This window comes from Nostoc sp. DedQUE12b (assembly GCF_034530835.1).
Classification (GTDB): domain Bacteria; phylum Cyanobacteriota; class Cyanobacteriia; order Cyanobacteriales; family Nostocaceae; genus Nostoc.
In genome coordinates this window covers 65,661-77,851 of sequence record NZ_JAVRCI010000008.1, presented here as the reverse complement: position 1 = coordinate 77,851, position 12,191 = coordinate 65,661, and the positions used below count along the sequence as shown (strand labels likewise).

Annotated in this window: 13 protein-coding genes and 1 other RNA gene; 9 read left to right on the top strand and 5 right to left on the bottom strand. The window is 40.1% G+C overall.

Annotation, left to right across the window (positions count from 1 at the left end; genetic code table 11):
- Positions 1–3 precede the first annotated feature (3 nt).
- From RMY16_RS06350 to cobO, 3 genes are all read left to right on the top strand, one after another.
- Positions 4–1,272: a plasmid pRiA4b ORF-3 family protein gene (locus tag RMY16_RS06350; protein ID WP_322735640.1), complete on the top strand. Its 1,269-nt coding sequence runs from the start codon at positions 4–6 to the stop codon at positions 1,270–1,272.
- Between the two features lie 137 nt (positions 1,273–1,409).
- Positions 1,410–1,865, top strand: coding sequence for a GFA family protein (locus RMY16_RS06345; RefSeq protein WP_322735639.1), 456 nt, complete (start codon positions 1,410–1,412; stop codon positions 1,863–1,865).
- 330 nt (positions 1,866–2,195) lie between these two features.
- Positions 2,196–2,873, top strand: a complete 678-nt coding sequence (gene cobO / locus RMY16_RS06340) for a cob(I)yrinic acid a,c-diamide adenosyltransferase (protein WP_322668092.1) — start codon at positions 2,196–2,198, stop codon at positions 2,871–2,873.
- 303 nt (positions 2,874–3,176) lie between these two features.
- On the opposite strand, the gene RMY16_RS06335 is transcribed toward cobO, so the two are convergent.
- Entirely contained in the window at positions 3,177–3,914 is a 738-nt protein-coding gene (locus RMY16_RS06335) for a peptidoglycan-binding domain-containing protein (RefSeq protein WP_322735638.1), read from the bottom strand.
- Between the two features lie 651 nt (positions 3,915–4,565).
- Between RMY16_RS06335 and RMY16_RS06330 the strand changes: the two genes are divergently transcribed.
- Positions 4,566–6,011: an NACHT domain-containing protein gene (locus tag RMY16_RS06330; protein ID WP_322735636.1), complete on the top strand. Its 1,446-nt coding sequence runs from the start codon at positions 4,566–4,568 to the stop codon at positions 6,009–6,011.
- Here RMY16_RS06330 and RMY16_RS06325 read toward each other — a convergent pair.
- Positions 5,937–6,488, bottom strand: a complete 552-nt coding sequence (locus RMY16_RS06325; protein WP_322735635.1) for a 2'-5' RNA ligase family protein — start codon at positions 6,486–6,488, stop codon at positions 5,937–5,939. The genes RMY16_RS06330 and RMY16_RS06325 overlap by 75 nt on opposite strands.
- 210 nt (positions 6,489–6,698) lie before the next feature.
- Here RMY16_RS06325 and RMY16_RS06320 point away from each other — a divergent pair, with 210 nt between their 5' ends.
- From RMY16_RS06320 to queF, 5 genes are all read left to right on the top strand, one after another.
- Positions 6,699–6,965 carry a YciI family protein gene (locus tag RMY16_RS06320; RefSeq protein WP_322735634.1) on the top strand — a complete coding sequence of 89 codons (267 nt, stop codon included), beginning with the start codon at positions 6,699–6,701 and terminating at the stop codon, positions 6,963–6,965.
- 37 nt (positions 6,966–7,002) lie between these two features.
- An RNA gene (gene ffs, locus RMY16_RS06315) (signal recognition particle sRNA small type) lies at positions 7,003–7,099 on the top strand.
- 25 nt (positions 7,100–7,124) lie between these two features.
- Positions 7,125–7,511 carry a phasin family protein gene (locus RMY16_RS06310; protein WP_322668087.1) on the top strand — a complete coding sequence of 129 codons (387 nt, stop codon included), beginning with the start codon at positions 7,125–7,127 and terminating at the stop codon, positions 7,509–7,511.
- Positions 7,512–7,668: 157 nt separating this feature from the next.
- A complete protein-coding gene (locus tag RMY16_RS06305; RefSeq protein ID WP_322735632.1) occupies positions 7,669–8,070 on the top strand; it encodes a hypothetical protein in 402 nt (133 codons plus the stop codon).
- Positions 8,071–8,177: 107 nt separating this feature from the next.
- Positions 8,178–8,558, top strand: coding sequence for a preQ(1) synthase (queF, locus tag RMY16_RS06300; RefSeq protein WP_322668085.1), 381 nt, complete (start codon positions 8,178–8,180; stop codon positions 8,556–8,558).
- Between the two features lie 37 nt (positions 8,559–8,595).
- On the opposite strand, the gene pstS is transcribed toward queF, so the two are convergent.
- The 3 genes from pstS to RMY16_RS06285 all read right to left on the bottom strand — a co-directional run bounded on the left by pstS (position 8,596) and on the right by RMY16_RS06285 (position 12,064).
- Positions 8,596–9,675 carry a phosphate ABC transporter substrate-binding protein PstS gene (gene pstS / locus RMY16_RS06295; protein WP_322735630.1) on the bottom strand — a complete coding sequence of 360 codons (1,080 nt, stop codon included), beginning with the start codon at positions 9,673–9,675 and terminating at the stop codon, positions 8,596–8,598.
- A 220-nt stretch (positions 9,676–9,895) separates the two neighbouring features.
- On the bottom strand, positions 9,896–11,293 hold the full coding sequence (locus RMY16_RS06290; RefSeq protein WP_322735628.1) for a cytochrome c biogenesis protein: 1,398 nt from the start codon (positions 11,291–11,293) through the stop codon (positions 9,896–9,898).
- A gap of 30 nt (positions 11,294–11,323) precedes the next feature.
- Positions 11,324–12,064 (bottom strand): cytochrome c biogenesis protein CcdA, encoded by a 741-nt coding sequence (locus RMY16_RS06285; RefSeq protein WP_322735626.1) that lies wholly within the window; start codon positions 12,062–12,064, stop codon positions 11,324–11,326.
- Positions 12,065–12,191: the final 127 nt, after the last annotated feature.

Sequence of the window (12,191 nt, the reverse complement as noted above, 5' to 3'; positions counted from 1 at the left end):
TTTATGGAAGATTTATTTGCGCGACTAGAACGCACACTTAATCCTGAACTGCCTTCCCTAACAGAGTCACAACAACAACTTCTACAAGAACTCAGTATTGATGAGAATCAACCCGGTACAATTCTGCATGACTTTCAAAGTCTGATAGATTTCTTACAACCAAATGGAGTAGAAGTTAGTAGTGTTAATAACCTTCTACCGCTAAAAGTCCTATCAGAAGTTAACTCTCAGTTAAGTCATCCAATTGAAACCAAACTCAAACGCCCCGTACAGAAATCGTACCCCTACATTAATGGACTATATCTGTTATTACGCAGTTCTGGAATAGCCCAAATTAGATCCCAAGGGAAGAAGCAGGTTTTAGTTTTAGACGCAGCAACTTTGCAATCATGGTCAAGCCTCAATTTAACAGAACGTTATTTCAACCTATTAGAAGCCTGGTTAATTTGGGGAAATAACGAAGTTTTGGGTGAACATCAAGATTCATTAGGGAATTTATTTAGATGTATTCAACTTTGGCCCCGCGTTCCAGATAAAGGGTTAAAATTTCCTAAATATGAAGATCAAAACAATATTAGTTATTACCCCGCTCTGCATAATGTTGCCCTGTTAGAGTTATTTGGCTTGTTATCTATCAAACATGGAAAACCACAAGAAGGCAAAGGGTGGCGAATTACTAGTTTACAACGCTTACCCTTTGGTGATGCTCTGTTGCAATTCCTCTTTCCATTAGGTATACGAGGAGAATTACAGGATGATGTGAATGTGAGTTTTGGAAAATTGCAGTTACATTTTCAACCATTCTTTCCCGAATGGGAGCATAATTTAATTGTTCCCAAGCAAGGCTTCACTGATGGTATTTATATTTTTAAAGTATCCCTTTTTAAGGCTTGGCGACGCATTGCCATATCAGCGAAAAAACCATTAAGCTGGTTAGCAGAGATAATTCTTGATGCTTTTGACTTCGATTACGATCACCTGTACGAGTTTAGTTATAAAGACCATTTTGGCCGCATTATAAAAATCGGTCATGCCTATATGGAAACACCCCCATTTGCAGACCAAGTGCAGATTGGTGATTTGTCTTTAGAACCAGGTGGTAAAATGACCTATCTTTATGATTTTGGTGACAACTGGAAATTTGATGTGCAGTTAGAAGCAATTAATCCACCTGATAACAAAATTAAGAAACCGAAAATTTTAGAAATTCACGGAAATGCACCTCAACAGTATTGGAGTGAGGATGATGAATTGGATGAAGATGAAGGATGAGGAGAATTTAGGAAAGTGTAGAGAATGAAAATTTCTCGTGATCTCATGTCTTGTGTTTATGTTTATTAAAACCCACTTTAAGTTTGAAATAGTTTTAGATACAATAAAACAATACAAATTATCAGGAGATAAAATCTATGAATCTTCCATATAGTGGAGGTTGTCAATGTGGACAGATTCGTTATGAAATTCATGCCCAACCGTTAACACTTTACTTATGTCACTGTAAAGAATGTCAAAAACAATCGTCTAGTGCCTTTGGCATGTCTCTTACAATATTACGAGACGCTGTTGTGATTGTTCAGGGAAAACCGAAAGCTTGGACTCGAAAAAGTGATAGTGGGCGTGAAGTAAATAACCTGTTCTGTGGCGACTGCGGAACGCGATTGTTCCATGAAAGGACTTACAATCCAAATACTATCAATGTCAAAGCTGGAACCTTAGATGATACAAGTTGGTTACGTCCAGTGGGTAACATTTGGACACGCAGTGCCCAGTCATGGGTGATAATTTCAGACCAATTGCTCAACTATGATGGTCAACCAGAGGATACGCAGGCTTTATGGGAAAAATGGAAACAACAACATCCATAAATTTATAACTCCTAATATTAGACATCATACGCCTGACACTTAAATTATCGAACTCATAACTGTGCCAAAAGATATAATGATAAATTTTCCCTGCTAAAGTGCTTTAATGAACATATTAAATTAGTTAAAACAGTAATAGTAAACTCAAATTATAAGTTCAGTTTGTGTATCATATATATTTTCACTTGTCTGCAAATCATTAATAAGGCTAACAGATTATTAATATTTCACATAAAAACTTACTGGACATTTGCAATCAAGTAATTTAAGTAAATTGGATAAGTAAGACGATTTTGGTTCACTTTTAACAGTTATTTCTAGACAAGCTTGATGAAAAACCATACACCGCAAGAATTGAACCCAGACCAAGAAATTGGGCGCTTAATTGATGAGGTCATGTCTTCATCTCTGACTGATGAACAGTACCGCAAAAAGATGCAGCGACGCAAAGAAGTGCAAGACAAGCGCATAGCAGAAGCTGTACCAGAAAAAGGGTTAATTATTGTAAATACTGGTAACGGTAAGGGTAAAACCACTGCGGCTTTGGGGATGGTATTACGATCGCTCGGTCATGGGTATAAAGTAGCGATCGTTCAATTCATCAAAGGTAGCTGGGAACCTTCCGAAAAAAGGGTTTTCAGCTATTGGGAAGACCAGATAGAATTTCACGCAATGGGCGAAGGCTTTACCTGGGAAACTCAAGACCGCGATCGCGATCTTGACAAAGCTAGCGCTGCATGGGAAAAATCATTAGAATACATCCGCAACCCAGACTTTCATCTAGTGTTGTTAGACGAAATCAATATCGCCCTCAAAATGTCTTACTTACCAATAGAAGACGTTTTAGCAGGTTTGGCACAAAAACCTGCTAACAAACACGTTATTCTCACAGGTAGAGGAGCGCCACCTGCTTTAATTGAGCGTGCTGATTTAGTAACTGAAATGACCCTAGTTAAGCACCCTTTCCGCGATCAAGGTGTGAAAGCACAACCGGGAATTGAGTATTAGATGAGAATTTAGAATTCAGAACTCAGAATTCAGAATTGTTAAAAAACCAGGTTTCCTACTCATCAGAGATCAGAAACCTGGTTTTTAATTCTCGGATATCATACCAATTTGAAAAAAGAATGCAACACATAGATAATACATCTCCCCAACCCTGGTCTTACTAAGGGGTGCGCGTCAGCGTGGTTGGGTTTATCTGTCGTAAACATTTTTTCAATTGGTATCAGATGTGGAAAAGCAGATTTCAAGTTGATGAGGTACAAAATTTTAGTTCTGAATTCTGAATTCTGCTGTAAGTTCCATTTGTTACTTCTTATTCCAAAGACTTAAAAATGCTTGAGAGATAGCTGGGGTAATCTGACTTTGTAAGTGATTTAATGCATCACGATGGTTTGCATTATTGTCATCATAATAAGTAAACAGATTTGTCAGCTTGACAATTTCTGGATTTTGATCGTTTGTCCCCCTCCATTTGTTAGTAACTTTGTGTAAAACGTCCTTGGGGAGATTTTGTTGTAAGTTATTTAACGCTGCGATGTAAGAAGGATTTTGAGGATTCTTTTTGAATTGTAAGCACAAATCTGTCAGCTTTACTTGTGTCTGAGGTTTAGGCTTATCTGTCAGACTAGATTGCTGTAGAATTTGACGCTGTTCAATAGTAGCAATACCATTTTCAGTTAAACCTTGAGATTTCTGAAATTTTTTGACTGCTGTATAAGTAGCTGGCCCATAAAAAGGTTTGTCTGGAGGAATTTCAGCATTGCTTGCAAAACCATGAAACTTCAATCTATTCTGAAGCCCTTTGACTGTATCTTCCATGACAGTTCGAGTCTCTGCATCAGCATTACCATTAACCGTAAGTTTTTGTGAATACTGTTTCTGAAACTTTTTAATCGCTTCTTCAGTAGGATCGTCTGTCAAAGAGTTGTTATTCCGCTTCCAAGGAGCAAATTTAGTCAGATCCGGCTTAGGATCAATCTCAGGAGCTAAATATCCCAATCCGATCAATATATGACGGATCACTTCAGGGCTACTAACGGCCATACTTTTTGGTTCCTTTGCGATTAAACTACCATTTAATGTATCTTGGTTTACAAAAATTAGGTAAGTAGAAATAAATAAATCTAACATTTCTTGTTTGCAAGGCGTTCCGAAAGTTAAGCGATGTATGACGACAAGCTGCAACTCGTTGAGACGTTCGACGTATGCGACTACACACAAGGAAAAAGAAAGGGGGGCGATCGCTTATTCTCAACTATTAATGATACTACGTGTTAATAGCACACACATGTGCGCCCCTACCGCTCTAGCCACTGCAAATTTATCAAAATTAACGTGGTGGAGTACTAGCTAACTGACTCTCTGGCATTGACAATATATAAAAACTACCAACAATTTCCGCAAAACTTCTGATTTATCTCTGGCAGTTCTGCAAAACATACATCGTCAGTAACATCAGTAACAATAGATATCTGGTGAAATTAAATCTGCGTTACCGAGAACTCTTGTAGAAACATAGCACTGCTACGTTTCTACATTTATATTCATAATATTTAACAAACCTGATTTCAGGAAAAGCATATCTCATCTTTGTAGCACCCTGTTAAGTGAAGTAGATATTTTGCCGGCATATTACAGGCGCTAACTACTGACTATTACTTATAGGAGTGTATGTACAAAACTTAAGAGACAGTCATGAATCCACTAAAACGCAGGCGCAAACGGGGTGTTATTCTTACACCTCAAGGGTTTGAGAAACTTCAAACAGCAAAATGTCAGGCACAAAGTTGGGAAAACCTAGATAAACGCTATACTTTAGAAGATTTAAGCGATCGCACTGGCTTAGATCCAGATACAGTGATGAAGGTATTTCATTGCCAAGTAGGAGTTGACAAACAAACTCTAAACACCTGTTTTAGGGCTTTTAATTTATTACTTGAACCAAGTGATTATCAACTACCTCGGACTGATGAAGTAATCAGTAATCAGCATTCAATCCAAAATTTAACTGATTGGGGCGAAGCACCCGATATCTCTGTATTCTTAGGACGCACAGCAGAACTAGCAACACTAAAAGACTGGATTCTCGAAGAACACTGCCGACTAGTGACTTTGTTAGGTATGGATGGTATGGGCAAAACCAGCTTAACAGTAAAGCTAGCAGAGCAAATTCAAGATAAGTTTGAGTTTGTAATTTGGCGCAGTCTCCGCAATGCTCCACCAGTTAAAGATATGCTAGCCGATTTAATTAAACTTTTATCTAAAGGGCAGGAAACTAATTTATCAAAAACTTTAGACGGCAGAATTTCACAGTTGATTAATTGTTTAAAAAATGCTCGCTGTTTATTGATCTTAGATAATCTAGAGGCAATTTTACAAAAGGCTTCAGGTAAATATGATATTGGATATTATCGTCAAGGTTATGAAGGTTATAGTGAACTTATCAGACGAGTGGCACAAACAGTTCATCAAAGCTCATTACTGCTTACAAGTCAGGAAACGCCGAGAGAAATTAGGCAACTGATAAAAGAAAAATTACCCGTTAAGTCATTGCAACTAAAAGGCTTGCAAATCCCAGAAATAGAAGAAATCTTTAAAAGCAAAGGTGCTTTTTGTGGTTCAAATGGTGATTTGCATCAACTCATTGAGAGCTATGCCGGTAATCCATTGGCATTAAATATAGCCTTTAACAAAATTGATAAGTTATTTGACGGTAATATTTCGGAGTTTTTAAACCAAAAAACATTAGTTTTTGGTGAGATTAGCCAGCTTTTAAAAGAGTATTTTAAACGCGTGTCAGATACAGAGAACATGATTATCGGGCGGTTAGCAAGTAATTCTCAGCCAGTTTCGCTTTCAGAACTGCGATCGCAAATATCACCTACTATAGCAACACCACAATTACTAAATGCTTTAGAATCTTTGCAAGAGCGGTCTTTAGTAGAAAAAAATACTTATCTTTTCTCTGTATCACCAATGATTAAAGAATATATAAATCATCAATTAATCCAAAACAAAATAAGCTCCAATATCAAACAGCGTCAGCATCCATCACAAAAACATCGCTCAATTACTACCAGAGAAAAAAGCAAACTCTCGTTTAATATTCCAGCGCTTCCCGTCGTGAAGCAGCAAGGTTAATTTATCAGCAGTAAACTCAAAATGTAACTGACGATTTTCAAATTCTGGCCAAGCAGCTTTAAAGTTCTGCTTTGTTAAATCCCGAAATGCAACCGTTAAATGGGGTGCAAAAGGGCGGGTTTTAGAAACCTTGTCAACAATTTGCAAGTTGCTTTCTGTATAAGCCATTAAATCAGCTTGCAAAGTTAAAAGCTCTTGACTTCTGACGACATTAATGTATATTACACGAGGTGCAAAGGCATCAAACCCTCTAAGTGTAATTGCTACTAGCTGTTGGCCACTGGCAAACTCCTTCAAGGATGCTTCTAACAGTGACAAGTTAGCATCTGCCCATTCAAAGGGCGGTTGCAGGGTAATATGAGGCGGAGACTTTAACGCGCCGCCACTAGCATAGCGATCGGCAAAATACTGCTTAATCTCGTTGGCGTAGTCTTGAATATCTTGCGGTGGTAGGAGGGCAACAAAAAAACGGCTCATTCAATTTGAGATTTTGGATTATGAAATCATTATTGCTGTTGAGTAGTGAACAGCAAACGCCCAAAAAATATTACAGATATATTACAGATATAGGGGTGCGTTAGGCTAAAGTCATAGCGCATTTCACTCAAGATTTATTGTATTCAGTACTCTGAATCAGCAGTGGGTACTTTACGTAGACTGTCGGTTGTAACTGGAGTTAAGAAGCCAATGCCGTGGTTTGTAAAAATTGAAGAGGGGAAAGTCGATAAACCTACCTTTGACCAATATGTACCTGCCCACAAAGCCTACATTCGGGAATTAATTACTAAAGGACACAAAGCGCGAACAGGCTATTGGGTGGATCAAAGAGGCGGGATGTTGCTGTTTGAGGCAGCCTCAAAGGAGGAAGCGGAAGCGATTGTAGCTGATGACCCCTTGGTGAAACACGGCTGCGTCAACCATCAGCTTTATGAATGGCGAATTGTTATGGAATAACACACACTTACTGAATTTTAATGTTATGCTTATGGAAGACCTGGATCTATGCGATCGCAACACCCAAATCTTGTCAGAACCGGAAGGTAGCAGCAACACGGGAGGCTTGTGGTAGGCGTAGTCTCCGGGTCGCCCTATTTTTAGGAGCGGTCAGAAACCATGCCTGGTTTTGGAGATATTGTTCAAAAAGCTTTTTACCTCGGTGTTGGATTAGCTTCTTACGCAGGTGAGAAAGCAGGGGGAAAATTAGCCGAAGTGCGATCGCAAGTCCAAAAACTGGCAGATGAAATGGTGGCAAAGGGCGAAATGAACACAGAAGAAGCTCGCCGCTTCGTTGAAGATATGATGAAGCAAGCCCAACAAGCCCAACCATCTGGTGAAACCTCACCAGAAGCGTCCCCTTCTCAACCTCGCCGCATTGAAATTTTAGAGGAAGATGAAGAGCCAACGGTCAAAGAGGCTTCAAATGATGAGAATGTAGATAAATTACGCCAAGAAGTGCTAAACCTGCAAGACGAGTTAAAACGATTGCAACGCGATCAATAAAAAGCATTCTTTAAGCGAAATATTCAGTAATAAGTGGCATTTTGACATGACACTTCGGATAAAAACTTGATAAGATACATTGCCTAGTGTGTATCTTAGTGCTTCAAGCTAGATAACACCAAGCGTCCTGTTTATAGCCTGCAAAGGTGTCAAGTTTATGGAACAGTGGCAAAAAGATTTAGTAGAAATTGTCGAAGCAGTGGCTGATGAAGTAGAGCGCTTCTTCCTGGGAATGAGTGAAGTGGTTGACGCATTTTTTGAACTAACGGAAGAAGTCACGGAGCAAGTACACAATAATATTGTTACTGAAGTCGATCATTATCTACAAGATTTAGCTGAACCGATATTTGAAGCTTACTGGGAACTGGAAGACATAGTAGCAGATGTCGATCAGGGTTTTCCTTATTCAGTTGAACCCACATCTGAAAAAAATGCTGCCTGTATCGGTTGTAGTCATTACCACGGTCAAGTTTATGGTGGTAATTTATTAGTTTGTGCTATGCATCCCCACGGTTGTGAAGATGAGAATTGTCCAGACTGGGAGAAGGAAGAGTATTGAGCGGGAGTTAGGAATTAGGAGTTAAGAGTTAACAAGCTACAAAATTACTAAAAGGACGTAAAGATAAGTAGAATAACTAATGAAAAATGACAAATGACAAATGACAAATGACAAACCAAGAAATGAAGTATGGCGAACGCGACATTGCAGAAGGTAAACTAATTACCTTTCCCAATCCGCGTGTGGGGAGGCGATATGACATTAACATTAGTTTGCCGGAATTTACTTGTAAATGTCCGTTTTCCGGTTATCCTGACTTTGCGACAATTTATGTTAGCTATGTGCCTGATGAACGGGTAGTGGAATTGAAGGCGCTCAAACTTTATATTAATAGTTACCGCGATCGCTATATTTCCCACGAAGAATCTGCCAATCAAATTTTAGATGATTTTGTGGCTGCTTGCGATCCGTTGGAAGTCACGGTGAAAGCAGATTTCACGCCTCGCGGTAATGTACATACTGTAGTTGAAGTGCGTCACCAAAAGTAACATTATTGCTGATGAGCGCAGATGGTATTAATCGGCTTCATTCAGCAATTTTCTTCACGGCAGATTGCACTTGAAGCACAACTTTTTTTGATAAAGGAATATACCCAAGTTCCAAACTAGATTTTTGTCCGTCAATCACAGCCCAATTCACAAAGTTTTTCAATGCTTGAGCTTTGAGTCGGTTTGGATATTGGTGATAAGTTAAAAGCCAGCTGTAAGTGACAATGGGATAAGACTCGGCACCTGTAGGATCAGTGATGAAAGCAATCAAGTTATCACCTGGTAATTTCACGGCTTCTAAAGTTTGTGCTACAGATGCTGGTGTCGGTGTAATATAATTACCAGATTTATTTTCTAAAGCAGCCACAGGAAGCTTATTTTGTTTGGCGTAAATGTATTCTACATAGCCAATAGCTCCTGGTATCTGTTGAATCAGGGCGGTAACACCTTCGTTACCCTTTCCACCAATTCCTACTCGCCATGCTACAGATTTACCAGCCCCAACTTTGCTTTTCCATTCTGGACTGATGGTGCTTAGGTGTTGCGTTAAGACGCTTGTAGTTCCACTACCATCAGTTCGGTGTACAAGCTGAATCGGTAAATCGGGCAAACTTACCTCTGGATTAGCTGTGGCTATTCTAGGATGATTCCAATTCGTAATTTTTCCCAGAAAGATATCTACGTAAACTTGGCGTGGTAGCCTGAGAGTTGGTGGCACATTCACTTGAGGCGACTGCTGTGAAACTGGTGTGAGGTTATAAGCCAGCACAATAGAACCGGCAGTTATTGGCAAAGCGATTACTCCCCGTTTTATCTTGGCTGCTTGTTCACTTGTAATTCCCACATCACTAGCTGCAAAATCTACAGTACCGTCGATGAGCTGTTGTACTCCAGCACTGCTTCCTATAGCTTGATAGTTAATTTCTATATTGGGATTTTGCTGGTTGTAATCTGAAAGCCAGCGCTCATACAAAGGTGCAGGAAAACTTGCCCCAGTACCAACAAGGGAAACACGCTTTATGTTTTTTTGCTCGGCAGCGCAAGAAGCAATACTCAACAAGATAGCGATTAAAGGTAGAAGGCAAACCCGCCGCTGAGATTGAAGTTTGGCAGACATAGAAATTTTTTGTTCCAATTTTTAATAAATACCTCTAGTAATTTCAATTTGTAGGCGTGTGAGCGTGATTAATTGTAAATAACTTTGAAACGCAGAGGGACGCGGAGGTGAACGCAAAGGTACGCAAAGTAATCCTCTGCGTACTTCTGCGAGTTGCTTTGCGCGACGGCAGTCGCTACAACGGGGGGAATCCCCGCAACGCGCTGCCTCCCTTGTGTGTTTAAACTTCAATCGCTGCCTCTTTTTCCTCACCTTTTGGCTGTGAACTTAGCCGATCTAAAATCTCTAAAACTTCTTGTTCAAAGGCAACTTGGGCGCGATTAGTTTTGCCACCGACATACAAGCGATCGCCTTTTTGCAATGCCCATATTTGCGAGTGGGAGAAGTAACTCATTACTACACCCAGCATGAGCAAGCCAAACCCTGTATAAACAATTGGGATGCCTGGATCGGCTTTAATTTGTAAGCCGGTGCTACCAATGACATCCAAAATTTTCAGCTTCACACCATTAACTTCGGTGAACATCCCCGCGCGAACTGTATCAACAAGTTTGCCAGTGGCATCATAAATTAATACCATCCCTTGCAAGTCTTTCGCCAAAAGGGAGACACCTTCACTCAAATCCGGTTTGGTAGGAACCCAGGTTCCCCAAATGCGTCCGTTACCGTTGGTGTTCAATTGTGCCATTGGTAGCTGAAAAATCGGGCTGTTGTTAAATTGGACGCGAACACCTGCAATTCCCCAATCAGTTTGATAGAAAGTTATGCCATGATACCGCAGAGGCTCGTTGACAAAAATCTTTTTATGGTCAATTTCCTCCCCCTGCTTATTCAAGACAGACATATCCGAATAAAATTGATCAATGCCGCCAGATGGTGTGTAGTCAATCCAAAAACGATTGACGCGCACAGACCAATCTTTCGGGATTTGGGCGGCTAAAGGGCCAGCATCGACAATATTTGTCACTTGAAATGTATCGCCACTAGCAACCATTTCCTGAGCCAAAAACCCAGTCATCGCCCCCCAAATTCCCCCTAGCAAAATACCGACGATGCCAATATGAACGATAATTGGGCCGATCCGTCCAACTATTCCTTTACGGGCATAAAGGAGATTTTCTTTTTCTCGATCTGGAAAAATTTTATAGCGGTGTTTTTGTAAGATTTCGCTGAGGGAATTTAGGGAACCAGTATCTAGTTCTGCACTTAAAGCTAATTTTTGAAATTGTCGTGGTTCTTCGTAATATTTCCAGCGCTGGGCAGCTTTTAAGGCAGGCAACTGACGGGTAAATGAACAAGCAGTTAAGCTAGTACCAAATAAAATGAGTAATGCCAAAAACCACCAAGTACGATATACATGGTCTAACCCAACTACCTGAATTACCTTCCAAGTTAAGAAACCAAATAAAGCTGGATGTTCTGGGTAGTTGGCTTGGTAAAATGCGGGTGACTGACCTTGCTCAATTACAGTACCAGTGGAGCTAAAGATCGCAATCAATAGCAGTAGTGCGATCGCTAGCCGTAAGTTAGTCAGTACGGGCAAAAGCTCTTGGCGTAAGAACTGCCCAGGTACTGCCCACCATTTTATTTCTTTGGACGCTGAATCTTCTGAAGTCATTAGGTGTAAAATCTAACAAAAGTATTGATATTAAAAACTGCCAAGGGGAATCCGAGAAATTAAGGAAAATACACCGAATCCTACCAATAGTGCCCCACTAACTGGGTTAATCCAACCAGACCAGCGACGCAATTCTAGTAACTTTTTAATTGAAGCTGTAAAAGTACCCGCCAAAATCAATGGTGCTACATAACCGGCTGTGTAAGAAAGTAGCAAAACAGCCCCTAAAATTAAGTCTTGTGTATTGGCAATCCAACCCAACAAACTAGCTAAAACAGGTGTGCTACAAGGGGATGCGACTAAGCCGAAAGTCAACCCTAGTAAATAAGAACGCAATCCTGCTGGCAAATCTGGCGATATCCAATTGGTTTCACCCAAGGATGGAAATTGCAGAGGTAGTGCTTCTAATAAGTTCAGCCCCATGAGAATGGCGATAATGCTGACGATAATCGGCAAACCAATTCCCACTTGACCGTAGACTTTTCCGACAAAACCTGCTATTATCCCCATCCCTGCCAATGTAGTTGCTAATCCTAAAGCAAACCAAGTTGATTGGGCAGCTGCTTGCAAGCGGCTTTTGGCTTCATAACCACCGATGTAACCAATAGTAATGGGTAGCATCGAAAGCATACAGGGTGTGAGACTGGTGAGCAAACCAGCGGCAAAGATAATACCAACGCTTATCACGCTAAGGTGTGTCAGTTGGTTAGAAACAAGGCTGTTGGCAAATTGTTCTAGTTGGTAAACTTGGGTTTGCAGGTTATCAAGCATGGGGAGTTTATGAGCGGGAAATGCTTACTCTGCTTGAATTTTAGCTTATTTTTCGTTTGGGAGTTAGCAGAACGTAAATTATCCAAACTGAATATCATCTAAATTTCATCTGCCCAAGGAAATGTAT

What these genes read in the sequence shown, in the direction of transcription:
- RMY16_RS06310 (WP_322668087.1), top strand. Translation starts at nt 7,125, where the DNA reads ATGCCTGGTTTTGGAGATATTGTTCAAAAAGCTTTTTACCTCGGTGTT.
- RMY16_RS06290 (WP_322735628.1), bottom strand. Translation starts at nt 11,293, where the DNA reads ATGACTTCAGAAGATTCAGCGTCCAAAGAAATAAAATGGTGGGCAGTA.
- RMY16_RS06350 (WP_322735640.1), top strand. Translation starts at nt 4, where the DNA reads ATGGAAGATTTATTTGCGCGACTAGAACGCACACTTAATCCTGAACTG.
- RMY16_RS06285 (WP_322735626.1), bottom strand. Translation starts at nt 12,064, where the DNA reads ATGCTTGATAACCTGCAAACCCAAGTTTACCAACTAGAACAATTTGCC.
- pstS (WP_322735630.1), bottom strand. Translation starts at nt 9,675, where the DNA reads ATGTCTGCCAAACTTCAATCTCAGCGGCGGGTTTGCCTTCTACCTTTA.
- RMY16_RS06325 (WP_322735635.1), bottom strand. Translation starts at nt 6,488, where the DNA reads ATGAGCCGTTTTTTTGTTGCCCTCCTACCACCGCAAGATATTCAAGAC.
- queF (WP_322668085.1), top strand. Translation starts at nt 8,178, where the DNA reads ATGACAAACCAAGAAATGAAGTATGGCGAACGCGACATTGCAGAAGGT.
- RMY16_RS06330 (WP_322735636.1), top strand. Translation starts at nt 4,566, where the DNA reads ATGAATCCACTAAAACGCAGGCGCAAACGGGGTGTTATTCTTACACCT.
- RMY16_RS06335 (WP_322735638.1), bottom strand. Translation starts at nt 3,914, where the DNA reads ATGGCCGTTAGTAGCCCTGAAGTGATCCGTCATATATTGATCGGATTG.
- RMY16_RS06305 (WP_322735632.1), top strand. Translation starts at nt 7,669, where the DNA reads ATGGAACAGTGGCAAAAAGATTTAGTAGAAATTGTCGAAGCAGTGGCT.
- RMY16_RS06345 (WP_322735639.1), top strand. Translation starts at nt 1,410, where the DNA reads ATGAATCTTCCATATAGTGGAGGTTGTCAATGTGGACAGATTCGTTAT.
- RMY16_RS06320 (WP_322735634.1), top strand. Translation starts at nt 6,699, where the DNA reads ATGCCGTGGTTTGTAAAAATTGAAGAGGGGAAAGTCGATAAACCTACC.
- cobO (WP_322668092.1), top strand. Translation starts at nt 2,196, where the DNA reads ATGAAAAACCATACACCGCAAGAATTGAACCCAGACCAAGAAATTGGG.